Origin of the sequence: Magnetospirillum moscoviense (genome assembly GCF_001650635.1) — a bacterium.
Lineage (GTDB): Bacteria > Pseudomonadota > Alphaproteobacteria > Rhodospirillales > Magnetospirillaceae > Magnetospirillum > Magnetospirillum moscoviense.
Genome location: NZ_LWQU01000032.1, coordinates 42,369 through 68,063, shown reverse-complemented (window position 1 = coordinate 68,063; position 25,695 = coordinate 42,369). Strand labels below are relative to the sequence as shown.

23 protein-coding genes are annotated in these 25,695 nt (G+C 65.0%); 13 read left to right on the top strand and 10 right to left on the bottom strand.

Annotation, left to right across the window (positions count from 1 at the left end; all coding sequences use genetic code 11):
- The first annotated feature begins 393 nt into the window (after positions 1–393).
- The 12 genes from A6A05_RS22035 (at position 394) to A6A05_RS02035 (ending at position 14,625) form a co-directional block, all read left to right on the top strand.
- Entirely contained in the window at positions 394–1,380 is a 987-nt protein-coding gene (locus tag A6A05_RS22035; protein WP_082910620.1) for a HAMP domain-containing methyl-accepting chemotaxis protein, read from the top strand.
- A gap of 38 nt (positions 1,381–1,418) precedes the next feature.
- Entirely contained in the window at positions 1,419–1,874 is a 456-nt protein-coding gene (locus A6A05_RS02085) for a cache domain-containing protein (protein ID WP_068496985.1), read from the top strand.
- A gap of 390 nt (positions 1,875–2,264) precedes the next feature.
- Positions 2,265–3,356, top strand: coding sequence for a ParA family protein (locus A6A05_RS02080; protein ID WP_068496983.1), 1,092 nt, complete (start codon positions 2,265–2,267; stop codon positions 3,354–3,356).
- A 9-nt stretch (positions 3,357–3,365) separates the two neighbouring features.
- Positions 3,366–3,863 (top strand): chemotaxis protein CheW, encoded by a 498-nt coding sequence (locus A6A05_RS02075; protein WP_068496981.1) that lies wholly within the window; start codon positions 3,366–3,368, stop codon positions 3,861–3,863.
- Positions 3,860–5,281, top strand: a complete 1,422-nt coding sequence (locus A6A05_RS02070) for a CheR family methyltransferase (protein ID WP_245644138.1) — start codon at positions 3,860–3,862, stop codon at positions 5,279–5,281. Before A6A05_RS02075 ends, A6A05_RS02070 begins: the two co-directional genes overlap by 4 nt.
- Entirely contained in the window at positions 5,278–5,823 is a 546-nt protein-coding gene (locus tag A6A05_RS02065) for a chemotaxis protein CheW (RefSeq protein ID WP_068496979.1), read from the top strand. The genes A6A05_RS02070 and A6A05_RS02065 overlap by 4 nt, the downstream gene beginning before the upstream one ends.
- A 12-nt stretch (positions 5,824–5,835) precedes the next feature.
- Positions 5,836–7,455 carry a methyl-accepting chemotaxis protein gene (locus A6A05_RS02060; protein ID WP_068496977.1) on the top strand — a complete coding sequence of 540 codons (1,620 nt, stop codon included), beginning with the start codon at positions 5,836–5,838 and terminating at the stop codon, positions 7,453–7,455.
- Positions 7,452–9,752 (top strand): hybrid sensor histidine kinase/response regulator, encoded by a 2,301-nt coding sequence (locus A6A05_RS02055; RefSeq protein WP_082910619.1) that lies wholly within the window; start codon positions 7,452–7,454, stop codon positions 9,750–9,752. Before A6A05_RS02060 ends, A6A05_RS02055 begins: the two co-directional genes overlap by 4 nt.
- Positions 9,749–10,804: a chemotaxis-specific protein-glutamate methyltransferase CheB gene (gene cheB, locus A6A05_RS02050; RefSeq protein ID WP_068496975.1), complete on the top strand. Its 1,056-nt coding sequence runs from the start codon at positions 9,749–9,751 to the stop codon at positions 10,802–10,804. The genes A6A05_RS02055 and cheB overlap by 4 nt, the downstream gene beginning before the upstream one ends.
- On the top strand, positions 10,801–12,507 hold the full coding sequence (locus tag A6A05_RS02045) for a response regulator (RefSeq protein WP_068496973.1): 1,707 nt from the start codon (positions 10,801–10,803) through the stop codon (positions 12,505–12,507). The genes cheB and A6A05_RS02045 overlap by 4 nt, the downstream gene beginning before the upstream one ends.
- 19 nt (positions 12,508–12,526) lie before the next feature.
- Positions 12,527–14,134 carry a hybrid sensor histidine kinase/response regulator gene (locus A6A05_RS02040; RefSeq protein WP_068496972.1) on the top strand — a complete coding sequence of 536 codons (1,608 nt, stop codon included), beginning with the start codon at positions 12,527–12,529 and terminating at the stop codon, positions 14,132–14,134.
- A 74-nt stretch (positions 14,135–14,208) separates the two neighbouring features.
- Positions 14,209–14,625 (top strand): bacteriohemerythrin, encoded by a 417-nt coding sequence (locus A6A05_RS02035; RefSeq protein WP_068496970.1) that lies wholly within the window; start codon positions 14,209–14,211, stop codon positions 14,623–14,625.
- Between the two features lie 91 nt (positions 14,626–14,716).
- Here A6A05_RS02035 and A6A05_RS02030 read toward each other — a convergent pair whose 3' ends face one another.
- The 3 genes from A6A05_RS02030 to A6A05_RS02020 are packed head-to-tail and all read right to left on the bottom strand — an operon-like array spanning position 14,717 to position 19,677.
- On the bottom strand, positions 14,717–16,315 hold the full coding sequence (locus tag A6A05_RS02030; RefSeq protein ID WP_068496967.1) for an HlyD family type I secretion periplasmic adaptor subunit: 1,599 nt from the start codon (positions 16,313–16,315) through the stop codon (positions 14,717–14,719).
- Positions 16,312–18,108, bottom strand: coding sequence for a peptidase domain-containing ABC transporter (locus A6A05_RS02025; RefSeq protein WP_068496965.1), 1,797 nt, complete (start codon positions 18,106–18,108; stop codon positions 16,312–16,314). The genes A6A05_RS02030 and A6A05_RS02025 overlap by 4 nt, the downstream gene beginning before the upstream one ends.
- A gap of 54 nt (positions 18,109–18,162) precedes the next feature.
- A complete protein-coding gene (locus A6A05_RS02020; protein ID WP_172822160.1) occupies positions 18,163–19,677 on the bottom strand; it encodes a TolC family protein in 1,515 nt (504 codons plus the stop codon).
- A 337-nt stretch (positions 19,678–20,014) separates the two neighbouring features.
- On the opposite strand from A6A05_RS02020, the gene A6A05_RS02015 reads away from it, so the two are divergent.
- Positions 20,015–20,566: a GntR family transcriptional regulator gene (locus tag A6A05_RS02015; protein WP_068496962.1), complete on the top strand. Its 552-nt coding sequence runs from the start codon at positions 20,015–20,017 to the stop codon at positions 20,564–20,566.
- A 23-nt stretch (positions 20,567–20,589) separates the two neighbouring features.
- Here the strand turns inward: A6A05_RS02015 and A6A05_RS02010 are convergent, their stop codons facing one another.
- From A6A05_RS02010 to trpC, 7 genes are all read right to left on the bottom strand, one after another.
- The gene (locus A6A05_RS02010) at positions 20,590–21,270 is read right to left on the bottom strand and encodes a LuxR C-terminal-related transcriptional regulator (RefSeq protein ID WP_068496960.1); all 681 of its coding nucleotides are present in this window, start codon (positions 21,268–21,270) and stop codon (positions 20,590–20,592) included.
- 10 nt (positions 21,271–21,280) lie between these two features.
- Positions 21,281–21,874 (bottom strand): response regulator, encoded by a 594-nt coding sequence (locus tag A6A05_RS02005; protein ID WP_172822159.1) that lies wholly within the window; start codon positions 21,872–21,874, stop codon positions 21,281–21,283.
- Between the two features lie 300 nt (positions 21,875–22,174).
- Complete coding sequence (locus A6A05_RS02000) at positions 22,175–22,399, bottom strand: hypothetical protein (protein ID WP_245644136.1); 225 nt, start codon at positions 22,397–22,399, stop codon at positions 22,175–22,177.
- 2 nt (positions 22,400–22,401) lie between these two features.
- A complete protein-coding gene (gene lexA, locus A6A05_RS01995) occupies positions 22,402–23,112 on the bottom strand; it encodes a transcriptional repressor LexA (RefSeq protein ID WP_068496956.1) in 711 nt (236 codons plus the stop codon).
- A gap of 104 nt (positions 23,113–23,216) precedes the next feature.
- Positions 23,217–24,419, bottom strand: a complete 1,203-nt coding sequence (locus A6A05_RS01990) for a molybdopterin molybdotransferase MoeA (protein WP_068496954.1) — start codon at positions 24,417–24,419, stop codon at positions 23,217–23,219.
- Positions 24,416–24,898, bottom strand: coding sequence for a cyclic pyranopterin monophosphate synthase MoaC (gene moaC, locus A6A05_RS01985; RefSeq protein ID WP_068496952.1), 483 nt, complete (start codon positions 24,896–24,898; stop codon positions 24,416–24,418). Before moaC ends, A6A05_RS01990 begins: the two co-directional genes overlap by 4 nt.
- Positions 24,895–25,695 carry an indole-3-glycerol phosphate synthase TrpC gene (gene trpC / locus A6A05_RS01980; RefSeq protein ID WP_068496951.1) on the bottom strand — a complete coding sequence of 267 codons (801 nt, stop codon included), beginning with the start codon at positions 25,693–25,695 and terminating at the stop codon, positions 24,895–24,897. The genes moaC and trpC overlap by 4 nt, the downstream gene beginning before the upstream one ends.

The following is a 25,695-nucleotide window of genomic DNA, read 5'->3' as shown; positions in this document are numbered from 1 at the left end:
TCGCCGACAGCGACAGGGTCAAAAGCCTCTGCTATCAGCCCTGGGTCCAGCAGGTCATTTCGTAGGTTCGCCGGTATAACGTCAATTACGACTGGTCGTGGTCGAATCTCGATCGCGGCATCGCCGAGGGCGCCGATGCCGCCGACCATGTGATCAAGGCCTATCGCGACGGCCGCAATCTGACCGCGGCCGAGTCCGAACGCGTCTCGTGCGAGGAGGCGCCGAAGCGCAAGCGCCCGGCCCTCGTGTGACGGTGGTGTTTGGTATTCCATATGATCATTGGGGGTGGGGTGGATAACCTACATTCTTAAAGATAGCAAAGTCCCGCTTTGGTTTCGCCCAATGAGTCGGTAGAACTGTGCATACGAAGCGCGGCCAGCAGTGCGGGGGAATATGAGCGTATTCGACGACGTCCGGATCGGTGCCAAGATCGCGGTCATTCCGGTGGTGGCGACCTTGGGCATGGTGGTGATCGCCATTGTCGGCATGATGGGGCTGGCCAAGCAGGAGCGTGCGCTCGACGACATCGCCGATATCGCCTTCGCCAAATCGGTCAAGACCGCCGAATTGTCCGGCGTCATCCAGGCCGCCCATTCCGACCTGTACCGGCTGCTGACCTGGAACGCCGCCGGCGTCGATGCCAAGCAGATGGACAAGGTCGAAAGCGCCTTCCATGGCGCCGTCGCCACCGCCGAATCCTCGATCGGGGCCTATCGCAAGGGCTATGAACTGTCGGCCGAAGAGGCGCAGTTGCTGGGCAAGCTTGACAAGGCCCTGGCCCTTTACAAGGAAAACACCCATCACGTCCTGTCGATGCAGGCGCTGGACTTCACCGCCGCCGTGTCCTTCATGTGGACCGCCGAGGACAATTTCCAGGAGGTGGTCAAGCTGATCAACGACATCGCCAGCCAGACCAACCTGTTGGCCCTGAACGCCACGATTGAAGCCGCCCGTGCGGGTGAAGCGGGCAAGGGCTTCGCCGTGGTCGCCCAGGAGGTCAAGAGCCTGGCCAATCAGACCGCGCGCGCCACCAACGAGATCGCCGGCGAGATCAGCGCCATGAAGGAAGCCACCGACGAAGCGGTGCGCGCCATCGACGGCATCGTCGCCACCATCGGCCGGGTCAGCGAGGCCCTGGCCGCCATCGCCGGCGCGGTGGCCGAGCAGGGGCGCGCCACCGGCGAGATCAGCACCTCGGTCAGCGAGGCCGCCGACGGCACCCGCATCGTCAGCGACGGCATCGGCGAGGTCCGCCGCGTCGCCGAGGATGTCGGCGCCGCCGCCGCCAATGTCCATTCCACCACCGAGGGGCTGGTGGGCGAGTTCGCCCGCCTGCAATCCGAGGTCGACAGTCTGGTCCACCGTCTGCGGACGGCCTGATCCAGCCGTTCACCCATCCACATCCATAGGGGGATATCGTGAAGAAGATTATTGGGATTGCCGCAGCCCTTGGGCTGACCCTGGCCGCCGGTGCCGCCAATGCCGACGAATGCATGTCGGCCCAGGCCCTGGTCGACAAGTCGATCGCGCACTACAAGACGGCCGGCAAGGAAAAGTCGTTCGCCGACTTCATGAACAAGGACAACAAGGACTGGGTCAACGGCGAGCTGTACGTCATCGTCAGCACCATGGACGGCATCTTCAAGGTGCACGCCATCAATCCGAAGCTGATCGACAATCCGGCGCTGCCGGCGCTTAAGGACACCAACGGCGTGATGATCATTCAGGAAATGATCCGCGTCGGCAAGGAAACCCCCAGCGGCGGTTGGGCCAAGTACACCTGGACCCACCCCGAGACCAAGAAACTGGCCCCCAAGCAAACCTGGGTCAAAGTCCACGATGCTCAGTTGTTCATGGCCGGCTGCTATCCGTAATCGCTCGTGTCCTGCCCCAGAAGTCCGCATGCGAACTTCTGGGATAAGCAGGCCACTAATTCATGGGGTTGTGTGGTGATTTCGGCATCATCATTCTGACGCGAACTTCAAAATCACCACACAAGCCGATTTTCCCGGATAAAGGGCGTCGCCGGAGGTGTTCTGGCGGCGCCTTTATCTTTTGGTAATGGTTGGAATCGTATGCATTGTATGGGGTTTGATTAGATCGACCGCCTCCAAGCTTTTGCCGTATCCCATCGGATTTTCCCTTGCGGGGCGGCATGGTTGGTTGCTTCGGGCCGCAAGGACCGCGTAAGCTTGGGGGCTGCGCGGTTTCGGTGGGGCCCCTGGCGCCGGGGTGGCGGACGGGCGAGGGTGGTGTTGGACGGCATGAAACCGTACATCGTGGCCATATTCAATCAGAAGGGTGGCATCTCCAAGACCACCACCAGCACGAACCTGGCGGTTTGTCTGGCGGCGCATGGAAAGTCGGTGGTGGTCATCGACCTCGATTCCCAGGGCGATTCGACCAAAAGCCTGGGCATCGATCCCAATGTCCGCCAAGGCATCTACGATCTGTTCATCGGCGCCGCCAAGTTGGAAGACGTCATCCTGCCGACCCGTTTCGAGGGGCTGCGGGTGATCCCCTCGACCTATTCGCTGGCCGGCATCGAGATCAAGCTGTCCGAGCTGAAGGATTCGCAGCGAACGCTTTCCACCATCGTCAGCCATGCCTCGATCGATTGCGACTACATCATCATCGATTGCCCGCCGGCGCTGGGCATCTTGCCGATCAACGCCCTGGCCACCGCCGACGCGGTAATCATTCCGGTCACCGCCACGCCCTACGCCAATGACGGGCTGTTGCGCACGCTGCCGTCGATCAAGTACGTGCAGGAAGGACTGAACAAGGCGCTGCTGCTGCAAGGCGTGCTGTTCACCATCCACGATCGCCACAAGGCGGCGCGCAAGATCAGCGACCTGATTCGCGCCCGTTTGGGCGGCACGGTCTATGGGGCGGAAATCCCCCGCGACAACATGGTGATCGAGGCGGCGGCCTCGCGCCTGCCGGTGTGCGTCTACGCCCCGAAATCGGCGGCCGCTCAGGCCCACCTGGACTTCACCGTTGAGTTCCTGGAACGCCATCACAAGATCGCCGCCAAGGCCGGTCAGGAACTGGCGCCGTTTCCGGCGCGCCCGGCGGCAATGGACCGCCTGCAGGGCTGGCGGGTCGAGCTGGCCGACCATCTGGCGGCGCCGGAACAGGGTGGGCTGGCGCAGCAGACCTCGCGGCTGGACCGCATGCTGTATGGCGACCGCACCACCGTCGAGCGCCTGCATCTGGCACTGATTCATTTCTTCATCGACCATCGGGGCGTGCTGGCGGTGTTCTTGGCTCTGGTCGCGTTGGTCGGCCTGATGGTGATCGGCGCCGGCGTCGGAGGCGTGCGTTTGCTGGCCGACGCCTTTGGATTGTCTTAGGGGGGGGTGATGAGCGACGACGCCCATTCGGTCGTGGTGTTCAACGTGTCGGATCAGCCCTTTGCGGCTTCCGTCGAATACGTCGCCGAAGTGGTGCCGATCCCGTGGCTGGCCAAGCCGCCGGGGATGCCGTCGATCGTCCAGGGAATCTTGAATCTGGGCGGTGTCGCGGTGACGGTGCTGCGCGCCGATCTGCTGTTGGGGCTTGAACCGTTTTCGGTCGGCCTGGATTCCTCGATCCTGATCATGAAGGAGCGGGCCGTGCCGATGGGGCTGTTGGTCCAGCATGTCGATGGCGTCTATCCGCTGTCGGCCTGCCGGGTCTTGCCGATCGACGAGACCCGCACGTTCCAGGGCTGCGTCGAGGCGCAGCTGGAAATCTGCGAGCAAGCCATACCCTTGCTGTCCTGGCCGAAGATCCTGCTGGAAGAGGAACGCCAGCGCGTCCTCGACTATCTTGGCCAACTGTCCAAGCGGCTCGACGATCTGGCGGAAGAGCTGACGTGATCACCGAAGCCATGGCCGCCTTGCTGGCCGATCCTTTTTTTGCGCGGCTGAAGTCGGTGGTGATCAATTCCACCGGCATGGCCTTCTATTCCGACAAGGACGAGGATCTGGCCCGCATTACCGCCGACCGCATGGAAGCGTGCAAGCTGTCCGATTGCGCCAGCTATCTGAACCTGCTGGAGCGCGAGCCGGGCCATGGCGGCGAGATGGAGGCGCTGGTCGCCGAACTGACCATCGGCGAGACCTATTTCTTCCGCCACAAGGAACAGTTCGACGCGCTGCGCGACACCATCTTGCCCAACGTGATCGCCCGCAATCAGACCTTCAAGCGCCTGCGCATCTGGAGCGCCGGCTGCTCGATCGGCCCCGAACCCTACACCCTGGCCATCATGCTCAAGCGCGAGTTCGGCCAGAAGCTGGCCGACTGGCACATCTCGATCATCGCCACCGACATCAACCAGAAATTCCTGGCCCGCGCCCGCGAGGCCCGCTACGACGAATGGGCCTTTCGCACCACGCCGGACGACATCCGCCGCGAATGCTTCGACAAGGTCGGCAAGCATTGGGTGCTGAAAAGCCAGTTCCGCTCGCTGGTGACCTTCCAGTACCACAACCTGACCCGCAACCGCTTCCCGTCGCTGGTCGACAACATCGCCGCCTTCGACATCATCATCTGCCGCAACGTCATCATCTATTTCAGCCCCGAGACGGTGGCCCAGCTGGTGCCGTGTTTCCGCGAAGCGCTGATGGATGGCGGCTGGCTGATCATGGGCCACGCCGAGCCCAACATGGAATTGTTCCGCGACTTCCGCACCGTCAACGTGCCGGGTGCGGTGCTGTATCAGCGGGTCGATCGGCCCGAGACGGCCGAACCACCGCAAATGGCGGTCGCGCCCCGGCCGTTGACGGTGCCGGCCGCGCCATCGCCCTGCCGGCCGGCACCTCTGCCTCCGGTCCGGCGACCGTCGCCCGCGCGGCAAAAGGCGGCGCCCATGGGCCTTCGTCCGGTGGCTCCACCGGCGGAAGGGGCGGCCAAGGTTCGCCGTCTGGCCGATGCCGGACATTGGAACGAGGCGCTGGCCTCGTGCGACGCGCTGCTGGCCGCCTCGGGCATGGATTGGCGCCTTCACCTGTTGCGCGCCCTGATCCTGGAACAACTGGGCGAGGGTGCCGGGTGCGAAACCGCTTTGCGTCGCGCCATCTATCTCGACCGCAAGGCCGTTCTGCCGCATTATCACCTGGGGCTGTTTCTGGCCCGGGGGGACGACAACAACGGCGCGCGTCGATCGTTTCGCAACGTGCTGGCCTTGTTGGCTGATTTGCCAGACGACCACCCGATCGAGGACGGCGACGATTTGACCGCATCGCAACTGCGCGAGAGTGTCGAGATGCATCTTAAGCTGATCGGGTCGTCATGACCTTAGACGACGCGGCACTGGCACAAAAGATCTTGAAGCTGCGGGCCAAGCGGCTGGCCAGCCCGCGCGCCGAGTCCGAGCCGGCACCCGCCGGCCAGGCGGCGCTCTGCGTACGGATCGGTGCCGAAATCTACGCTATCGCGCTGGACGTGTTGACCGAAGTGATGCCCTTGAAGCAGACCAGCCCGGTTCCCGGCCAGTCGCGCCACCTGTTGGGGGTGACCAACGTGCGCGGCGAGATCCGGCCGGTGGTCAATCTGCATGACATGCTGGGCCTGCCCGATCCGGCTCCCGACGCGCCGATGTCGGTGATCTTCATCCGCGGCCCCGGGCGCGAGGTCGGCCTGCGCGTCGACGAGGTCCTGCGCATCCGCCTGTTCGACCCCGACCAGATGACCCTGCCGCACCAGGCCGGCAACGGCCTGCCGCAGCGCTTCATCGCCGGCATCACCGCCGACACTGTGATCTTGCTCGATTCGCACCAGATTCTGGCGCTCGACGCCCTGCGTCCGCGCCGCCCCGATTATTCCTGTGTCACCTGAAGGAACGCTCCGATGAATTCTGGCAATTTCTCGCTGTGGAAAACCATTCGGCTCCGCCACAAATTCGTGGTGGTCGCCGTGATGTTCACCGGCGTCCTGGCCGGGCTGATCGGGCTTTCCGCCTATTCCATCGGCAGCCAGCGCGATTTCGGCACCGTCACCGATTTGGCCGGGCGCCAGCGCATGCTGTCGCAGAAATACGCCAAGGAGGTGATCCTGGCGGCCCAGGGAATCGCCTCGGATCACGAAGGCACCATGCGGCTGATGCGCGAAAGCCTGGCGGCGCTGACCGATGGCGGTTCGGTTTTGATGAACCCGGAAAGCGGGCTGCGGGTGATGGTGGCCGGAGCCCAAAGCTCGGACACCAGGGCGCGGCTGACCGAACAATCGGCGTTGCTGCGTCAGCTGGAAACCGAGGGCGGTCGCTATCTGGCCCTGCCGGGCACCGACCCGCGCCGGATCGACAAGCTGAAAGAGGTGTTGGCCGTCCAAATTCAGGTGCTGCAAAGCGCCGACCAGGCGGTCAAGCAGTTCGGCCGCGATACCGACCAGCACATCACCGAATCCATCATCTGGCAGGTGATCGCCGGAATGGTGGCTGCCGTGGGCGGTATCGGCATCTCGTGGCTGATCAGCCATCAGATGGTCGATCCGCTGGCCCGGTGCGCCGACGCCGCTCTGGAAATCGCCAAGGGCAATCTGCGGATCGATCCGCAAAAGGTGACCTCGGGCGACGAGTTGGGCCAGCTGCAGGAATCCTTCAACGAGATGCTGTTCAGCCTGCGCGAGATCGCCCAGCAGTCGCGGAGCGTCTGCGACAGCCTGACCCTGGCGGCGGCCCAGATTCTGACTTCGACCCAGGAACAGGCGGCCGGCACCAAGCAGCAGGCGGCGGCGGTGCAGGAAATCACCACCACCGTCGAGGAAATCAACCTGTCGTCCAAGCAGGTGGCCGAGCGCTCGCGCCAGGTGGCCGGTACTGCGGAAGCGGTGGCCGTTTCCGGAACCGCCGGCTTGCAGGCGGTGCATGACGCCAGCGTAGGGATGGAAGCCATCCGCGAGCAGACCGAGACGGTGGCCGAGAACATCATCACCTTGTCCGAGCGGACCCAGGCGGTGGGCGAGATCATCGCTACCGTCAACGACATCGCCGAGCAGTCCAACCTGGTGGCGCTGAACGCCGCCATCGAAGCCGCCGATGCCCGCGAATCAGGCCGCCGCTTCTCGGTGGTCGCCAACGAGATCAAGAATCTGGCCGACCAGGCCAAGGAAGCCACCGGTCAGGTGCGCGGCATCCTGGAACAGACCCAGAAGGGCATCAATACCTCGGTGATGCTGACGGAAGAGGCCTTGAAGCGCGTCGAAACCGGCCGCGAGCGGACCGATCTGTCGGAACAGGTGATCCGCCAGATGGCCGCCAACATCCAAGACAGCGTGCATGCCTTCCAGCAGATCGTCGGTGCCACCAACCAGCAGCAGATCGGCCTGGAACAGGTGACCCAGGCGCTGCACGAGATCCGCCAGGCCAGCCAGCAGACAGCCACCACCACCGCGCATCTGGAACGCTCGTCGGTCGAGTTGACCAAGCTGGGTGAACAATTGGCCCGAACCCTGGAGAAATACCGGCTTTGATCGGCATCCGCGAACGATTGCTGGCCGCCTTCCAGGTCGAGTACCAAGAACACCTGGGGGTTATCCGCAAGCTCATCGTCGATCTGGCGATGCGCGCAGACGGGGCTGGCTCGCCGCAATTGGACGAGATTTTTCGCCGTGCCCATTCGCTGAAGGGCGCGGCACGTGCCGTCGACATGGCCCCGGTCGAGCAGATGGCCCACCGGCTGGAAACCCTGTTCACCCGGCTGCGGTCGGGGGCGGTGGTCATGGATCCACCACTGGCTGCCCGCATCGCCGATGCTCTGGATTCCGTCGAGGATTGGGTCGTCGCCTTCGCCGGCGGCACCCAGCCGCCCGACATGGGGCCGGCCATCGGCGCGCTGGAAGCCCTGCTGTCGCTGTCCGACGATCCGCCGCCGGCGCCTGCGGTGCCCACGGTTCCCGCCGAGATCGAGGCCGCCGTCGCCGCAGCCGCCGCCGCCGTTCCTGAACCCGAAGCCCTGCCCGAACCGGTTAGCGCCCCCCAGCCGAGTGCCGAGCCCGAGCCGCCGCGCGTCGCCGTCCAGGCCGAGGATACCGTGCGGGTGCGCGCCGTCCATCTCGACCGGTTGCTGCGCACCTCGAACGAATTGCTGACCGAAAGCATGAACCAGCGCACGGTCACCGACTTCTTGCAAGACGTCGATCGTCGCCTGACCGAGATGGACAAGGAATGGCGCCGCCTGCGCAAGTTCGCCGGCAGCATGGCCCGCGACCTGGGTGATCACGATCGCGCCCAGGCGTGGGACCGCCAGGCCGAGGCGTGGGAACAGGAATTGCGCGTCGTCGCCCGCGAGGCGCGCCGCTCGCGCCGGCTGCAGCAAAGGAACGGCTGGGCCACCCGCCAGTTGGGAACCGAGTTGCAGCAAGAGGTCCGCGACGCCCGCATGGTGCCGGCCGACAGCGTGTTCGCCGGCTTTCGCAAGATGGTGCGCGATTTGGCCCGCGATACCGGCCAGCAGGTCGATGTCCAGGTGCACGGATTGGATGTCGAAGCCGACCGCATGGTGCTGCAGGGTCTGAAGGACCCGGTGATGCACCTGTTGCGCAACTCGCTGGCGCATGGGGTTGAACGCCCGGCCGAGCGTGTCGCCGCCGGCAAGCCGCCGGCTGCCATCGTCGGCCTGTCCTTTTCGGTCAGCGACGGCCGCCTGGCGGTGGTGGTCGAGGATGACGGCCGCGGCATCAGTTACGATTCCATTCGGGCCAAGGCGGTCGGGCAGGGGATGTTCTCGGTGGAGGAAGCGGCCGATCTGCCGCGTCAGGCCCTGATCGATCTGATCTTCGATCCCGGCTTTTCCACCTCGCGCGATGTCAACGACCTGTCGGGGCGCGGCATGGGGCTGTCGGTGGTGCGCGAGACCGCCACCATGATGAACGGCACCGTGCAGGTGTCCGAGCGCCAGCCCACGGGCACGCGCTTTCGCCTGTCGGTGCCGTTGTCGGTGTCGACCCAGCGGCTGTTCCTGGTGGCCTGCCAGGGTCATACCTATGCCCTGCCGACCGAGGGCATCGACCGGCTGCACCGGGTGGCCTCGGAAAGCGTCGGCACCGTCGAGGGCAAGTCGGTGGTCTTCTTAAGCGACCAGCAATTGCCGCTGCTGTCCCTGGCCCACCTTCTGGCCCTGGGCGAGACGGCGGTGACGGTCAGCCGCAACGTCGTGCCGCTGGTGGTGTTGAAGCATGGCGAGCGCCGCGTCGCCGTCGCCGTCGATGATTTCCTGTCGATTCGCGTGGCGATGGTCAGGGATATCGGTGTGCCGGCGGCCATCGGCACCATGGTCGCCGGCGGCATATTGCTGGAAGACGGCGCCGTCGCCCTGGTGCTCAATCCGTTCGAGATCGTCGAGACCTTCCGCAAATCCGGTACCACCCGCGTACTCACCACCGTCGAAAAGCCGCCCGAGGCGCGCATTCCGGTGATCCTGGTGGTCGACGATTCGCTGACCACCCGCACCCTGGAAAAAAGCATCCTGGAAGCGCACGGCTATATCGTCCGCCTGGCGGTCGATGGGCTGGAAGCCTTGGGCAAGGTCCGGGCCGAGCATGTCGATCTGGTCATTTCCGACATCCAGATGCCGCGCCTGGACGGTTTCGGCTTGTTGCAGGCCTTGAAGGCCGATCCGGTGCTCAAGAAAATTCCGTTGATCCTGGTGTCGTCGCTGGAAGCGCGCGAAGATCGCGAGCGCGGCCTGGCGCTGGGCGCCGACGCCTATGTCGTCAAACGCAAATTCGACCAGAGGGAACTCCTCGACACGATCGGGCAGATTTTATGAAAAAGATCAAGGTTCTCATCGTCGAAGATTCGTTGGTCGTCCGCGAATTGCTCAAGCACATCATCGGCTCGGACAGCCGCTTCGACCTGGTTGCCGCCGTCGAAAGCGCCGAAGAGGGCCTGGCACTGCTCGACAGCCTGCAGCCCGACGTCATCTCGCTGGATATCCGCCTGCCCGGCATGAACGGGCTGGACGCCACGCTGCAGATCATGGCGCGCCGGCCGACCCCCATCGTGGTGGTCGCCGCCAATGTCGATGACGACGAACTGAACATCGCCATGAACGCCCTGCGCGCAGGCGCCCTGGCGGTGGTGGAAAAGCCGGTCGGCGTCACCAACGTCGCCTTCGAGGGCATGGCCAGCCGCCTGTGCACGCAGCTGGCGATCATGAGCCAGGTCCGGGTGGTCCGTCAGGGCATCAATCGCGGCCTGTCGTTCGGCACCGCCGAGCAGGTCGAGGTGCGCCCGCGTCGCCCGGCCGACGGCTATGCCATGGTCGGCATCGTGTCGTCCACCGGCGGGCCGCAGGCCCTGACCCAGGTGCTGGGCGGCATGGGGCCGGGCTTCCCGCTGCCGGTGCTGCTGGTCCAGCACATCACCGCCAGCTTCCTGGAAGGGTTCGTGTCGTGGCTGGCCGGCGTCACCCCGTTCGCCGTCAAGATCGCCGCCGCGGGCGAAGTGCCGGTACCCGGCACCGTCTATGTGCCGCCGGTCGATCGCCATATGGTGCTGAAGGATGGCCGCCTGGCGCTGGTCGATGATCCGCCGGTGCAAAGCCAACGTCCGTCGGGATCGGTGCTGCTGGCCTCGATGGCCCGCGACCTGGGCCGGCGCGCCATCGGCGTGGTGCTGACCGGCATGGGCAGCGACGGCGCCGACGGCATGGCGGCGCTGCACAAGGCCGGCGCCCATACCATTGCCGAACATGAAAGCACCTGCGTCGTCTATGGCATGCCGGCCGCCGCCGCCAAGCTGGGCGCGGTCAAGGAAATGCTGCCTCTGCCCGACATCGGGCCTCGTCTGATTCGCCTGGTGAGCGGAGAGAAGTCATGAGCCATCCTTCCAACGGCGAATTGATTTTGGTGGTCGAGGATTCGGCGACCCAGGCGCTGCGCCTGCAACTGGTGCTGGAAAATGCCGGATTCTCCAGTGTCTGCGCCTATTCCGGCGAGGAAGCGCTGGAAGAGATGAACCGGCTGCTGCCCAGCCTGATCATCGTCGATTATCACCTGCCCGGCATCCAGGGCGACGAATTGTGCCGTCAGATCCACATGAATCTGGGCACGCGCTCGATTCCGATCCTGATGCTGACCGCCGACGAGACCCAGACCACCGAGTTGCACGGACTGGAATCCGGCGCCGACGATTTCGTGTCGAAGTCGGAAGACACCGAAATCCTGCTGCTGCGGGTCCACAATCTGCTGCGCCGCTCGGTTCGCGATGTCACCGTGCCCGACGCCGCCCGCTCGATGTTCCGTCGCGCCCGCGTGCTGATCGTCGATGACAGCAACACCTATCGGGAAAGCCTGGCCGCCGAGCTGCGCGACGAGGGCTGCGAGGTCACCCTGGCCGGCAGCGCCGCCGACGGATTGCGTCACCTGGACGAGGTGGATTTCGATTGCGTGATGGTCGATATGGTGATGCCGGAAATGGACGGTATCGCCTTTTGCCAGCAACTGACCAAGCAGCGGACCGACGTCGAATCACCGCTGGTGGTGTTGATGCTGTCGGCTTACGAGAACAAGGAAAACGTCGCCCGCGCCCTGGAAGCCGGCGCCGACGATTTCGTCGGCAAGTCGACCGAGATGAGCGTGCTGCGCGCCCGCCTGCGTGCTCTGTTGCGCCGCAAGTTCCTGCTGGAACAGAACCAGCGGATCATCGAGGAGTTCCGCCTGCGCGAGATGGAAGCGCTGCGCGCCACCGCCGAGAAAGACGCGATGGAAGCCCGCGCCGCCCTGGCGGAAGGGCTGGCCAAGGCCAATGCCGAGCTGGAAGAGGCCAACCGCAAATTGCGCGAAACCCAGGTCCATCTGATCCAGTCGGAAAAGATGGCGTCGCTGGGCCAGTTGGTCGCCGGCATCGCCCACGAGATCAACAACCCGCTATCGTTCGCCTTGTCCAACGTCTTCTCGATCGAGAACTGGCTGACCACGGTGCTGGGCGAGGCGGCCGATTCCTTGCCGGAAGCGGCGCGCGGCCGGCTGGAAAAGGCCCGCTCGCGCATCGTCGATACCGGCCAAGGCCTGGAACGGGTGCGGGAATTGGTGGTCAAGCTTCGCACCTTCTCGCGCCTGGACGAGGGCGAGTTCAAGACCATCGATGTCCGCGAGGCGCTGGAATCGGTGCTGCTGTTCCTGCGCCACAAGATGAGCAACCGCATCGAACTGGTCCGCGATTACGGCCCCGAGGCCGAACTGGCCTGCTTCGCCGGTCAGTTGAACCAGGTGGTGATGAACATCATCGCCAACGCCGTCGATGCCATCCCCGACCAGGGAATCATCACCGTCGGCACCGCCATCGAGGACGACATGTTCGTCATCGAGGTCAAGGACAATGGCTGCGGCATTCCGGCGGAAAACCTGGAACGGATTTACGATCCCTTCTTCACCACCAAGCCGGTCGGGCAAGGCACCGGGCTGGGGCTGGCGATTTCCTACAAGATCGTTCAGGCCCACAAAGGGCGGATCGAGGTGGAAAGCGAGGTCGGCGCCGGAACCAAGGTTCGGGTGTTGATCCCGCGTAACCTGACAGCCTGACGAAATAGGAGAGGGATCGATGGTCGAGCACGGACACAAGGAATGCGTTCTCGTCGTCGATGACGAACCGCAGATCCTGACGGCGATCACCGATCTTCTCGAGGACGAGTTCACCGTTTTCACCGCCGAAACCGGCGCGCGGGCGCTGGAAATCTTGGCCAGCCAAGAGATGGCGGTGGTGCTGTCGGACCAGCGCATGCCCGGCATGACCGGTGCCGAACTCTTAAGCCATGTGCGCGAGGCCTCGGACGCCACCCGCGTCCTGGTGACCGGCTATTCCGACCTGGACGCCTTGGTCAAGGCGGTCAATCTGGGCCAGATTCACGCCTATCTGTCCAAGCCGTGGAACCCGCTGGAGCTGAAGGTGGTGGTGCGTACCGCCGCCGACCGCTGGCGCCTGGGCCGCAAGCTGGAACACGAACGCAATCTGCTGCGCTCGCTGATGAACAGCATCCCCGACGCCATCTTCTTCAAGGATTCCGATCTGCGCTTTACCCAGCTCAACCCGATCCAGGCGGCGCTGATCGGGGTGGACGGCGAAGCCCAGGCGGTCGGCCGGACCCTGTCGGAGCTGGTCCCGGGGCCGGCGGTCGCCGCCCTGGAAGCGGCCGAACGCCAGCTGTTGACCGAGGGCGGCGCCAGCATCGACGACATCGTCGGCGTCACCGATGGTTCCGGCAATCAGGCGTGGTATTCTCATACCAAGGTGCCGCTGCACGAAAAAGGCACCATCGTCGGTCTGGTCGGCTTCGCCCGCGACGTCACCAAGCGCAAGCAGGCCGAGGATTATCTGCGCCACGCCCACGACCAGCTGCAAAAGGCGGTGGATGAGCGCACCATCGACCTGCAAGACGAGGTCAAGCGCCGCACCGAGGCCGAGCGCGAAGCCCGCGCCGCCCGCGACGTCGCCGAAGCCGCCAGCCGGGCCAAGACCATCTTTCTGGCCAACATGAGCCACGAATTGCGCACGCCCTTGAACGCCATCATCGGCTTCGCCGAGTTGGCCGAGACCATGATGAACCCGTCCGAGTTGGAAAAGTATGGCGGCTTCATGTCCAACGTCACCGAATCGGCGCATCATCTGCTGCGGGTGATCAACGACATCCTGGACGTCTCGCGGGTCGAGGTCGGCAAGGTGACCTTGCGTGAGGTCGAAGTGGATATCGGCGAGGTGATCGGCTCGGCCGTCCGGCTGATCGGCCACGTCGCCTCGACCAAGCGTCAATCGGTGACAACCTCGGTTCCCGACGGCTTCCCCATGGTGTTGGCCGACGAGCGGCTGCTGAAGCAGATCCTGCTGAACCTGGTGTCCAACGCCGCCAAGTTCACGCCCGTCGGTGGTCATCTTTCCGTCGAAGCTATGCTGATCGACCATCAGGTGACGGTGCTGGTCAAGGATGACGGCGTCGGTATCGATGCCAACGACATCTTGACCGTGCTGCAGCCGTTTGGCCAGGTCGAGAACAAGATGGCCCCCAAGCAGGAGGGCACCGGCCTGGGCCTGCCTTTGTCGAAAGGATTCATGGAGCTGCATGGCGGCACGCTGTCGGTTTCGTCGATCATCGACCAGGGGACCACCGTCACTCTGACCTTTCCAGCACACCGCACCATACCAAGGATGGGGTAAGTACGCACAGGCTCAGTCGCCATATCCCTTTGACGCATGTGCGATAGGCACAAACTTCGCGTTCTGGAGGGGACATGTTGATCGTCTGGAGCCAAGGGTTCGACATCGGCCATGCCGATATCGACGACGACCACCGCGTCGTGGTGGACATCATCAACAATCTGAACGATTCCCACGGCGACGCTGCCTTGGTCAGCTGGGCGCTGTCCGGCTTGGACCGCTATGTGCGGCGGCATTTCGCCCGCGAGGAGGCCTTGATGCGGGCCGGCCATTACCCGGACCTCGAGGCTCACGTCGCCCTGCACGGTGAATTCCGCCGGCAGATCACCGAGCTCAGGGATCGCTGGGAGCACAAGCGCGTCCCGGTGATCGAGGCGGAAACCCTGCTGATCCTGGCCCATTGGTGGATGACCCACATCCGCCACGAAGACCCCAAATACGTGCCATGGGTGATCGCGCCGGTGTCGGTCAGACGGCTGGATGCGGCCTAGGGTCTGCCTGTACGACCCATGCCGGGTCCGCTCAATCGCCGCGCGGGCTTGTCGCACTTTCCGATCTGTCCGGGTCAGATCAGAAAGTGCTCTAACGCTCGCGGAAGGCTTCGTGGCGCAGCTTCAGGACCGGCTTGATCAAATATTCCATCACTGTGCGGGTGCCGGTGTGGATATCGACGGTGGCTTGCATGCCGGCGGTGATCGCACGTTTCGATCCCTCGTCGCCGAGATAGGCCTTTTCGGTCTGGACCACCACCCGGTAGAAGGCCTGGTTATCCTGGCCGACGGTGGTGTCGGGGGCGACCATGATGACCTTGCCCTCCAGCCCGCCATAGGTGGTGTAGTCGTAGGCGGTCAGCTTGACCGTCGCCGGCTGGCCGACCTGGACATAGCCGCGATCCATCGGATTCAGCCGAACATCGATCTGCAGGCGTTCGTGCAGCGGCACGATTTCCATGATCGGGTCACCGGCCCGGACCACGCCGCCGATGGTGTTGGCCCGCAAATTCTTGACGATGCCGTCGATCGGGCTGGTCAGCAGGGTGCGACGCTGCTGATCCGACGCCTGGCTCAGCAATTCGCGGGTGCGGGCCAGGTTCAGCTCGGCCTCGCCCAGTTCGCCCTGGGCCTGGCGGATGAACTTGGCCTGTTCCTCCTCGATGCGACCCTTGGCCTCGGCCAGCGCGGCCTGGGCGCGGGGGATCGAGGCGCGCAAGGTCTCAAGCACGCCTTCTTGTTCCTCGACCTGGCCCTGCAGGGCGACGTGGTCCATGCGTGAGGTCAGTCCCGACTTGATCAATTCAGTCGACATCGCCAGGCGTTCGCGCACCAGCCGCAGGTTGGACAGCACGGCGCGCTGGCGGGCATCAAGTTCCTGGACCTCACCGTGCTTGCCGCGCACCTGGTCTTGCATCACCGACAAGGTGGCCTTCAGGGCTTGGCGCCGGCTGTCGAAGATACGCTTTTCCGATTCCACCAAGATCGGCTGACGGGCGGCTTCGGCCGCGGGGAAGTCGATGATGTCCTTGCCGGCCAGTTCGGCCTGCAAGCGCGCGCGCTGCAGCACCAGGCCGTCCAGGCGCACCTGCAATTCCTCGCGGTTCATCGACGACGCCGACAATTCCAGTTGCATCAAGGGCGTGCCTTCCTTGACCTCGGCGCCGTCGGACACCAGGATCTCGCGCACGACGCCGCCTTCCAGGTGCTGGATCACCTTGACCTTGCCTTCGGGGACGACGTCGCCCTGGGCGACCGACACCTCGTCCAGGCGGGCGAACAGGGCCCACACCACCGACAAGGCCGTCGCGCCCATGACGAAGCGCGACAAGGTGGTCCAGGTCGGCAGCGGATAGGATTGACCCAGGGTCCACAGGCGGCCGCCTTGCGGGTTGGCCGGTTCGTGCTTGCGCGGAATGGCCGATTGCGGCCCGATCCAGCGCAGGAAGGCGCCGATCCGCGTCAAGGCCAGGGCCAGCGGCGGCGGCGGCGCGGCGGGGTCGTCGGCCACCAGCAATCGCCGCAATCGCCCGATCACCAGATGAACCCAAGCGGCCGGCCCGGTCGGAGCGGGCGCGGGGACGGCGTCGGGCAGCCCAAGCTGGCCCAGGGCCAAGCCGGCCATTTCGGGCGGCGGCTGGGGAGCTGCGGGCGGAAGGGGGGCGGGCGGCAGGGGCGGCGGCTCGGTCATGGCGTCACCGAGCCCTGCAATTGCGGCGGCATGGCCGGCATCGGCGCCGACGGGGCCGCAGCCCCAGGAGTCCCGGGCGCCTGGGTGCGCGGGCGTGCCCCCAAGATCTCGGGCAGGACCTTGGCGGCCGGACCGGCGGCGGCCAGATGGCCGCGATCGATCACCACCACGTCGCGGCAGGCCGGCAGCAGCACCGGCGAGTGGGTGACGATGATGATGGTGCGTTCCTTGGCCAGTTCCATCAATGTCGCCCGCAGGGCTTCCTCGGCCTGGCGGTCCAGGCTGGCCGACGGCTCGTCCAGCACCAGCACCGGCGGGTTGCCGACCAGGGCGCGGGCAATGGCGATACGCTGGCGCTGGCCGGCCGACAGGCGCGAGCCGGCCTCGCCGATCTGGGTGGCGTATCCTTCCGGAAGGTCGGCGATGGCCTGGTGCACGCCGGCGGCCTTGGCGGCGTCCAGGATGGCGTCGTCGTCGGCGCCGGGTGCGCCATAGGCGATGTTGTCGCGCACCGTGGTGGCGAACAGCAGGGTTTCTTGCGGGACATAGCCCATCCAGCCGGCCAGTTCGGCGCGGGTGAACTGGGCGATGTCGGATTCGTCGAGCAGGATGCGGCCTCTGGACGGGCTGTAAAGGCCCAGCAGCAGCTTCAAAAGGGTGGTCTTGCCGCAGCCATTGCGGCCCAGGATCGCGGTGATGCCGCCCGGCAGGATCTGCAGGCGCTCGATCTCCAGCGTCGGCTCCTTGGCCTTTTCGTCATAGGCGAAGGTCACCTGCTCGACGGTCAGAAGACCCTTGGGACGCTCGCGGCGGATGGCGCTGGTGGTACGTTCCTCGGCCTCCGAGAATACCGCGCTCAGGCGATCGACCGACTGGCGGAACGAGCCGAAGGTGCGCCAGGCCCCGACCAGTTGGTTGATCGGGCCGTACAGGCGCGACGACAGCATGTTGCAGGCCACCAGGGCGCCCATGCTGAGTTCCTGGTTGATGATGAACACCGCGCCGACCGAGGTCAGCGCCGCGCTGGCCAGCGTGGTCAGGCCGGTGCCCAGATTGACATAGCCGTCGCCGATGGCGCCGCGCTCGATCGAATGCTCGATGGCCCCGGCCTGGCGTTCCTCCCACAATGGCCGCAGCGCCCGGTCCAGCGACACCGCCTTGACGGTGCTGCGCCCGGCGATGATCTCGGCCACCAGGGCGTCGCGCGACTGGGTGACGTTCTTTTCGCGCTGGGACGATTCCGCCAGGCTTTTGCCCGAGCGCCAGGCCAGCACCACGAAGGCTACGAACATCGCCAGGAACACCATGGCCAGCGGCTTGCCGATCATGAAGATGACGACCAGGAAGATCAGCACATAGGGCAGGTCGGCCATCAGGACCGCGGTTCCGCCCGACAGCGTGTTGCGGATGGTATCGACGTCGCGGAACAATTGCTGCCAATAGGAACCCGGCCGGGATTCCAGCGTCCTGAGCGGCAGGCGGATCAGCTTGTCGAACAGGCGCGTGCCGATCTCGACGTCGATCCTCAAGGCAACGGTCTGCATCACCCGACCGCGCGACTGGCGCAGGATATAGTCGAAGGCCAGCACCAGGAAGACGCCGATGACCATGCCCTTCAAGGTCTCGAGCGCCGAGTGGCCGATGACGCGGTCATAGACCTGCATCACGAAGATCGGCACCGCCAGGGCCAGGATATTGATGAAGGCCGAGGTGGTCAGCATCTCGCGGACCACCGGGCGCAAGGGCTCGATGATGTCGATCAGCCAGGCATTTTTCGAGGGTGCGTCGCTCATGCCCAGACTCTTGCCCGAGGTTGCGCGTCACGCAAACGAAATGTGCGCTCCAGCCTACCTTTGGCCCTTACGGGCGGCGGACTGGTCGGATTGACGCAGCAGATCGGACATGCGCGAGCGGACGCCCTCGGCCTCGTCCTTGTGGGCCGAAACCGGCACGGCAGCCAGCGAACTGGCGCCTGATTGCTGACGGTTCAGGTCGCGCGCGGTCGGGACGGCCATGCGGCCGGGATATTGCGGCGGCAGCGTGGCGGCCTGCTCGATCACCGGCAATTCCAGGCGGCCGATGCCGGCCAGTAATTCATAGGAATGCTTGATGATGTTGTAATAGGCCTGGGTGCGCTCGATCTGGGCCAGGATGATGGCGTTTTCCTCGTCCAGCACTTCCTGGACGGTGGCCTTGCCGGCGTCGCGCTGCTTCTTCTTCGCTTCCCAAACCTCTTCCGCCAGGATGGCGGCGTTGTCTTGCAGGTCCAGGCTTTCCTTGGCGTTGTTCAGCTTGTGCCAGGCGCTGCGCACTTCGTTGGCGACAGTGCGCATGGCATCCAGGTGATCATCCTTGGCGGCGGTGGCATTGAAGGTGGCCTGGGCGACCTGGGAATCGGTCTTGAAGCCCGAGAACAGCTCCCAAGTGGCGGTCAGCAGCAGCGACCAGTCGCGGCGCACGCCCAGCGTGGCGTTCTTGTCGTTTTCGTAATTGGCCTTGCCGATCAGGTCCAGCGTCGGGAAGTAGCCGGCTTCCATCACCCGCTTCTGCTCGCTCAAGGACTCGATCTTGAACGACGCGGTCTCGACCATCGGGCTTTCGTCCTCGGCGGCACGCAAGGCCGATTCCAGTTCGATCGGCAGGACCGTCGCCGGAATCGGCGGGTCGCTCATCTTGGACACTTCCGGAGCGTGGCCGAAATTCTGGGCGAAGATCGAGGCGTAGACCTGGAAATCGCGCTCATAGGCCAGGCGGCGGACCTTGGCCACCTGCAGGCGCTGCTTGGCGGCCAGGACGTCGGCGGCAATGCCCGAGCCCTTTTGCACACGCTCGTCTTCCAGGTTCTGCTGCTCGGCGATCTTGCGTTCGCTTTCGCGCGCCAGCTGAATCATCTTGTGGTAGCGCAAGACCTCGACATAGGCGCTCATGCCCTCGGAAAAGACCATCTTGCGGGCGACGCGCAGATCGGCCTCGGCCATGGCCTTGGCGGCCTTGGCCTGATCGACCTGGGCGTCGGTCGAGAAGCCGTCGAAGATCTTCTGGGTGACGGTGATGCCGGCGGTTTCACGGCCCTTGTAGTAACGGTGGCCTTCGGTGGTGCGCCGGGTCGGGCTATCGACATATTCGGGGCCGGAATCGCCGGTGACCTTGACGGTCGGCAGATAGCCGGAGCGGGCGACGCCGATTCCCTCGGTGCTGGAGCCGACGGCGTTGCGCTTGGATTGCAGCTTCGGGTGGTTTTCGTTGGCGGTACGCAGTTCATCGAGCAGAGTCTGCGCGTCGGAAGCAGGCGCGAAGGCGAGCAGCACGGCGACCATGGCGCCGGATGCCAGAAGCAGAGAGCGGATAGACTGGACGGACAAGAAGACTTCCCCCTGAAACCAACTCGGAGCCAAAGGCGCGAACATCATTTCGCCGCTTTCACCCGCGCGGCATCCTTATACACCGATTGAAATGCCGGGAAAACTATCGAAGCCAGGCATTCCAAGTATGGCCAGGATGACCCACCATTAGAAGATATAACCCGATCACGTTGATTTATAAAGCAATAAACGACAGCCGAAGCGCGGCCGCGTTTGGCGGCTTGTGAAAAATGCTACTCAAAGAGGTGCAAACCTGCTAAAAATGCACCCGTACGGTATAATTGTGTATGGCGATTTCTTGATGTCTGGTATTGGCAGCGGACAGGCAAAACCTAAGATGACCCTGGCGGAGCAGGTTGCCCTGCAACTCGCCATCGAGATCGTCACTGGTAGCCTGCTTCCCGGCGCTCGCCTTGACGAAAAGGTTCAATCGGCGCGGCTTCGCGTCTCGCGCACGCCCCTGCGCGAGGCCTTGTGCCAGCTGACCTCGATGGGGTTGGCGCATAGCCGATCCCATTGCGGGGTGTTCGTGGTCGATGGGGCCGGCCTGGCCCTGTTGCAGGCGGTCGAGGAACTGATCGGCGCCCGCCTGAGCGTTCATTTGGCCCAGGCCACGCCGGATGAACGACGCCAGACCGCCAATGCGATCCTTGCCGGCGGCGATTGGGGCGCGCGGCTGATGCGTGGCAGCCACAACCCGATTCTTAGCCGCATCGGCCTGACGCTATGGCAAATCTTCGACGCGATCGCGCGCGTCGAACAGGCCGGCGCGGTGCGCGCCAGCTTGGCCAAGGCGGTCGAGGATGGTGATGGCGAGCGGGGGCGCATCGCGCTTCGCGCCTATTTGTCCGCCGTCTCTGGGTGCGTCGAGGGGGCTCGCGCCGCCTGAGCGGGCATTTCAAAGGCCTGCAATCAGACCGGGCGGCCCGAGGAGGCCTTGTTTCCGGAAATTCCGGCCATCAGCGCGATGCGGGCGGCTTCGGTCCGGTTGGCCACTCCCAATTTGCGGAACATGTTGCGCAAGTGGGCTTTGACCGTCACTTCCTGCAGGTCAAGCGCCCGGGCGATGACCTTGTTGGGGGCGCCATCGACGATCTGGTTCAAGATGTCGCGCTCGCGCGGCGTCAACAACGCGATCGGCGAACCTGGCGGCAAGCTGGGCTCGGCCTGCTCGGCCGTACCGCGCACCATATCGCGGTGTTCGAACAAGAAGGGCGGCACGTATTTTTCGCCCGAAAGAACCAGCCGCAGCACGCCGATAATGGTTTCGCCGCGCATGGTCTTGGGAATATAGCCTGCCGCGCCGGCTTCGATGGCGGCGAAGGCATCGTCGGGCTTGGTCGATCCCGACAAGATCAGCACCGGCACCGACGGGAAGGCCGCCTTGAAACGATCCAGGCCCGCCAGGCGATCCATCCCCGGCATGTATAGGTCAAGGATCGCCAGCGCCAGATCCGAGCAGCCAACGCCCCGCGTCAGGGCCTCGTCCAGCGAAGCGGCCTCGATCACCGTGACGTCGGGTCCCACCCGTTCCAGGAACGGGACCAGGCCATCACGAACCATCGCATGGTCGTCGGCTAACAGGATGTGCATGGTTTCCCCCTCACGCGTGATCCTGAAAAGGCGTCGAATTCGGCCCCGCCAGTTCGTCGAGCCGTCGTTTCAGTTCGGCCGGATTGAATGGCTTCGACAAAATACCCGTCACATTGGCGCCCAAATCGCCAGGTGCGCCGGGGTCCAGGTGTCCGGTCACGATGATGACCGGCGTGCCCGGTTGAATTTCCGCCAACTGTGAAATCAATTGGTGGCCGTCCAGCCCGGGCATGCGGATGTCGGTGACCACGGCGGTATAAAGCGACGAACGGCAAAACCCCAGCGCAGCCAGACCGTCATAGGCGATATCGACAGTGTAGCCCGCCCGTTCCAGATATTCCGCCAGCATCATCGAGGACAAGGCCTCGTCGTCGGCCAGCAGGATTCGCGGGCGGGTTTCGCCGTCGGAATCGGCGCCAGCCTCGACCTCGGCATGAATACTGGCCGGTGTCTCGGCCAGCGGTCGGGATTCGGCGATCAGCGCGGCCAGTTCCTCGACCTGATTCAAGATGGCATCGGCGCGGCGCACCACGCGCTGGATGTCCAGCCGGCCATCGGTCGCGTCAAGCCGCAATGTCTCGGCCGCCAATCTGATGACATGCAAGCATTGGTTAGCATCGTGAATGAAGCGGGGCTGCATCGAATCTGCCGCGGCGGCCGGAATTGGCGCCCGATTCTTGCCGTGATGCTTCTTTGGCGCCGTACCCGGCATTTCGCCAGCCCCCAAACTTAGGCCTGCAAGTATGCCCAAGGGTGGGACGTTTGACACCATGATTTTGTGTTTAGGGCAAAGCGGGGCAAATCCGGCGCTGGAGGCGGGGAAGGGACGCGCGGGTCACGGCCGGCCCCGTCTTTAGTCGTGGGCCGGCCGAGCAAAGAATCGGGGAACAGCGTCTTCAGCCTGTCAGCTGACCACCACCTGGTTGCTGGACCAGCGGCGCGACAGCGAACTGGACAGGCTGCGCCATTCCTCGAACCGGCGCCGGGCGTCGGCCTCGGCGGCCTTGCGGTTGACGCGGCCCAGATAGGTGACGTTCATCTCGCCCGGGCCGTCGGCCACCGGGCGGCCATCCAGGTCGAAGCGGAAACGAAGGGTGGCGGTCATCGGCATGGCGGTCAATCCGGGCATGATCAATAAGACCGCATCAGGCCGACCAGGCGGCCCTGGACCCGCACTCGGTCGGGCGGGAAGATACGGGTTTCGTACTTCTTGTTGGCCGGTTCCAGCGCGATCGAGGCGCCCTTGCGGCGCAGCCGCTTCAGGGTCACTTCCTCGCCATCGACCAGGGCGACGACGATGGTGCCGGCCTCGGCGCTGTCGCAGCGGCGGATCAGCACGGTGTCGCCGTCGAAGATGCCGGCATCGATCATCGAATCGCCCTCGACCGACAAGGCGTAATGTTCGCCGCCGCCCAGCAAGGCGGCCGGCACCTCGACGGTCGAGGAATGGTCGCGCAGGGCCTCGATCGGCGTGCCGGCGGCGATCTTGCCATAAAGCGGCAGCGACACCGCGTCGGCGGCCGAAGCGACCATGGCGGCGCCGGCCAGCACCGTCTGGCTGAAATCACCCTTGATGACGTTGGGCGAGAAACGGGGCGACGGTGCCGGCAGCGGCTGATCGCCCTGGTTCTCGGGCAGCTTCACCACTTCCAGCGCCCGGGCGCGGTGGGCCAGGCGGCGGATGAAGCCGCGTTCCTCGAGCCCGGTGATCAGACGGTGGATGCCCGATTTCGACTTGAGGTCCAGCGCTTCCTTCATTTCGTCGAAGGACGGCGAGATGCCCGAGGCCCGCAGGCGTTCGTCAATAAACATCAGCAATTCGTACTGTTTGCGGGTCAGCATCGCCGATCACTCCCACCCGGACCGCACATTGTGCGGAACAAAGCCAAAACGGTTGGCTTTGTTCTATGCCTGTTCCCGGTGAGCGTCAAGCAAAGAATTCGGGCTTAGCCCCCGTCCGGCAGCGGCATGACCAGGACCGGGTCGCCTTCCTTGCCTTCGGGGGCGTGGGGCGGGCGGATCAGCAGGCAGCCGGCGGCGGCCAGGCCCGAGACCACCGCCGAATCCTGGCGGGGAAAGGGGGTGGCGACCAGGCTGCCGTCGGGCCGGCGTTCCAGGCGGGCGCGCTGATAATCCTGGCGGCCGTCATTGGCCTTGACCGGGCCGCCCAGGCGGGCGGCGACCGGCGGGACCACCGGGGTCAGCCCCTGCAAGGCGCGCAGCATCGGCAACAGGAAGACATAGGCGCACACCATGGCCGAGACCGGATTTCCCGGCAGGCCCAGCACCGGCACATGCTTCAATTTGCCGTACATCAAGGGCTTGCCGGGGCGGATGGCGATCTTCCAGAAATCCAGCTCCAGCCCCTGTTCGGCCAGCACGTCCTGAACCAGATCGTAATCGCCGACCGAGGCGCCGCCCGAGGTGACCAGAAGGTCGCAGCCGGCCGCGGCCTTGATCATCGCCGACAGCGAGTCGCGGCTGTCCTTGGCGATGCCCAACTGCACCGGTTCACCGCCGGCCTGGGCGATTATGGCGGCCAGGGCCGGGCCGTTGGACGACACGATCTGGGCGGTGCCGACCGGATCGCCCGGCATGACGATCTCGTCTCCAGTGGACAAGATGGCGATGCGCGGCCGGCGGCGCACCGTCAGCCACGGCAGGTTCATCGCCGCCGCCAGGCCGATCTGGCGCGGCCCCAGCAGGGTTCCGGCCTTCAGCAGGCAATCGCCCACCGAGAAGTCGGCGCCTTGCGGGCGAACATGGCGACCAGCCGCCTGGGGTACGGTGATGGTGACGGTATCGCCATCGCGCGCCGTGTCTTCCTGCATCACCACCGAATCGGCGCCCTTGGCCATCGGCGCGCCGGTGAAGATGCGCACAGTCTGGCCGGGGCCAATGGTGCCGGCAAAGGGATGGCCGGCACCGGATTCGCCGATCACCGTCAGCCGGCTTCCCGGTCCTGCTATGTCCTCTGCCCGCACCGCATAGCCGTCCATGGCCGAGACGTCCGAGGGCGGATGGGCCAGGCGGGCGCACGCATCCTCGGCCAGCACGCGGCCCAGGGCGGCGGGCAGGGCCACGACTTCCGTCGCGGTCGGTGCCAGGCCGGCCAGCACCCGTTCCAGGGCGACATCGACGGTGATCATGGGCTGGCCTCCCAGGTGCCGGACTTGCCGCCGGACTTGTGGATCAAGCGGATGTCGGTGATGCGAAGGCCCTTATCGACCGCCTTGACCATGTCATAGACGGTCAAGGCCGCCACCGATACGGCGGTCAGCGCTTCCATTTCGACGCCGGTGCGGCCCTTCAGCTTGCACAAGGCCTCGATCAGCACGGCGTTGTTTTCTGTGTCCAGCGCCAGCTCGACCTTGACCGAGGTCAGGGCCAGCGGGTGACACAGCGGAATCAGATCAGGCGCGCGCTTGGCCCCCATGATGCCGGCCAGTTGCGCCACCGCCAGCACGTCGCCCTTCTTCAGGCCTCGGGACTGGATCAGGGCCATGGTGGCCGGCGCCATCAGCACTTTGCCCTGGGCGATGGCGACGCGCTCGGTCTCGTCCTTGGCCGAGACATCGACCATCACCGCGTTGCCGGCCCCGTCGAAATGGGTGAGTTCGGAACTCACGTCTTGGCGCCGGCCAACAGGACGCGGGTGGCCATCTCGACGTCGGGGCGCTTCATCAGCGCCTCGCCGATCAGGAAGCGGTGCGCGCCGGCGGCAACCATGCGCTTGATGTCGACGGGGCTGTCGATGCCGCTTTCGCAGACGATCTGGCGGTCGGCCGGCACCAGGGGCGCCAGGCGCTCGGTGGTGGCCAGGTCGGTCTTCATGACGCGCAGGTCGCGGTTGTTGATGCCGATCAGCGGCGATTTCAGCTTCAGGGCGCGTTCCAACTCGGCCTCGTCATGCACCTCGATCAGCACGTCCATGCCATAGCCCAGGGCGATGTCTTCAAGGGACGCCAGATCGGCATCGGGTAGGGCGCCGACGATCAGCAAGATGCAGTCGGCACCCAGGGCGCGGGCCTCGATCACCTGATAGGGATCGACCATGAAATCCTTGCGGATCACCGGCAGGTCGCAATTCGAGCGCGCCTCGCCCAGATCGGCGTCCGAGCCCTGGAAGAATTTCTGGTCGGTCAGCACCGACAGGCAGGTGGCGCCGCCGCGCTGATAGGCGCGGGCCAATTGCGCCGGCTTGAAATCCTTGCGGATCACCCCGGCCGACGGCGACGCCTTCTTGATTTCGGCGATCAATCCGATGCCGCCGGCTTCGACCTTGGCGGTCAGCGCCTTGGCGAACCCCCGCGGCGTGGCCTGGTCCTGGGCGCGCTTCAACAATTCCTGGATCGGCCGGCGGCTTTTCTGCTCGGTGACCTGCTTGCGCTTCTCATCGCAGATGCGGTCAAGGACGGTGGACAT

Coding starts and splice junctions, on each gene's coding strand:
- A6A05_RS02075 (WP_068496981.1), top strand. CDS start 3,366: ATGAGCGACGACGCCCATTCGGTCGTGGTGTTCAACGTGTCGGATCAG.
- A6A05_RS02015 (WP_068496962.1), top strand. CDS start 20,015: ATGACCCTGGCGGAGCAGGTTGCCCTGCAACTCGCCATCGAGATCGTC.
- A6A05_RS22035 (WP_082910620.1), top strand. CDS start 394: ATGAGCGTATTCGACGACGTCCGGATCGGTGCCAAGATCGCGGTCATT.
- A6A05_RS01990 (WP_068496954.1), bottom strand. CDS start 24,419: ATGATCACCGTCGATGTCGCCCTGGAACGGGTGCTGGCCGGCCTGGCA.
- A6A05_RS02060 (WP_068496977.1), top strand. CDS start 5,836: ATGAATTCTGGCAATTTCTCGCTGTGGAAAACCATTCGGCTCCGCCAC.
- trpC (WP_068496951.1), bottom strand. CDS start 25,695: ATGTCCACCGTCCTTGACCGCATCTGCGATGAGAAGCGCAAGCAGGTC.
- cheB (WP_068496975.1), top strand. CDS start 9,749: ATGAAAAAGATCAAGGTTCTCATCGTCGAAGATTCGTTGGTCGTCCGC.
- A6A05_RS02025 (WP_068496965.1), bottom strand. CDS start 18,108: ATGAGCGACGCACCCTCGAAAAATGCCTGGCTGATCGACATCATCGAG.
- lexA (WP_068496956.1), bottom strand. CDS start 23,112: ATGCTGACCCGCAAACAGTACGAATTGCTGATGTTTATTGACGAACGC.
- A6A05_RS02080 (WP_068496983.1), top strand. CDS start 2,265: ATGAAACCGTACATCGTGGCCATATTCAATCAGAAGGGTGGCATCTCC.
- A6A05_RS02045 (WP_068496973.1), top strand. CDS start 10,801: ATGAGCCATCCTTCCAACGGCGAATTGATTTTGGTGGTCGAGGATTCG.
- A6A05_RS02030 (WP_068496967.1), bottom strand. CDS start 16,315: ATGACCGAGCCGCCGCCCCTGCCGCCCGCCCCCCTTCCGCCCGCAGCT.
- A6A05_RS02000 (WP_245644136.1), bottom strand. CDS start 22,399: ATGCCCGGATTGACCGCCATGCCGATGACCGCCACCCTTCGTTTCCGC.
- A6A05_RS02065 (WP_068496979.1), top strand. CDS start 5,278: ATGACCTTAGACGACGCGGCACTGGCACAAAAGATCTTGAAGCTGCGG.
- A6A05_RS02010 (WP_068496960.1), bottom strand. CDS start 21,270: ATGCACATCCTGTTAGCCGACGACCATGCGATGGTTCGTGATGGCCTG.
- A6A05_RS02035 (WP_068496970.1), top strand. CDS start 14,209: ATGTTGATCGTCTGGAGCCAAGGGTTCGACATCGGCCATGCCGATATC.
- A6A05_RS02040 (WP_068496972.1), top strand. CDS start 12,527: ATGGTCGAGCACGGACACAAGGAATGCGTTCTCGTCGTCGATGACGAA.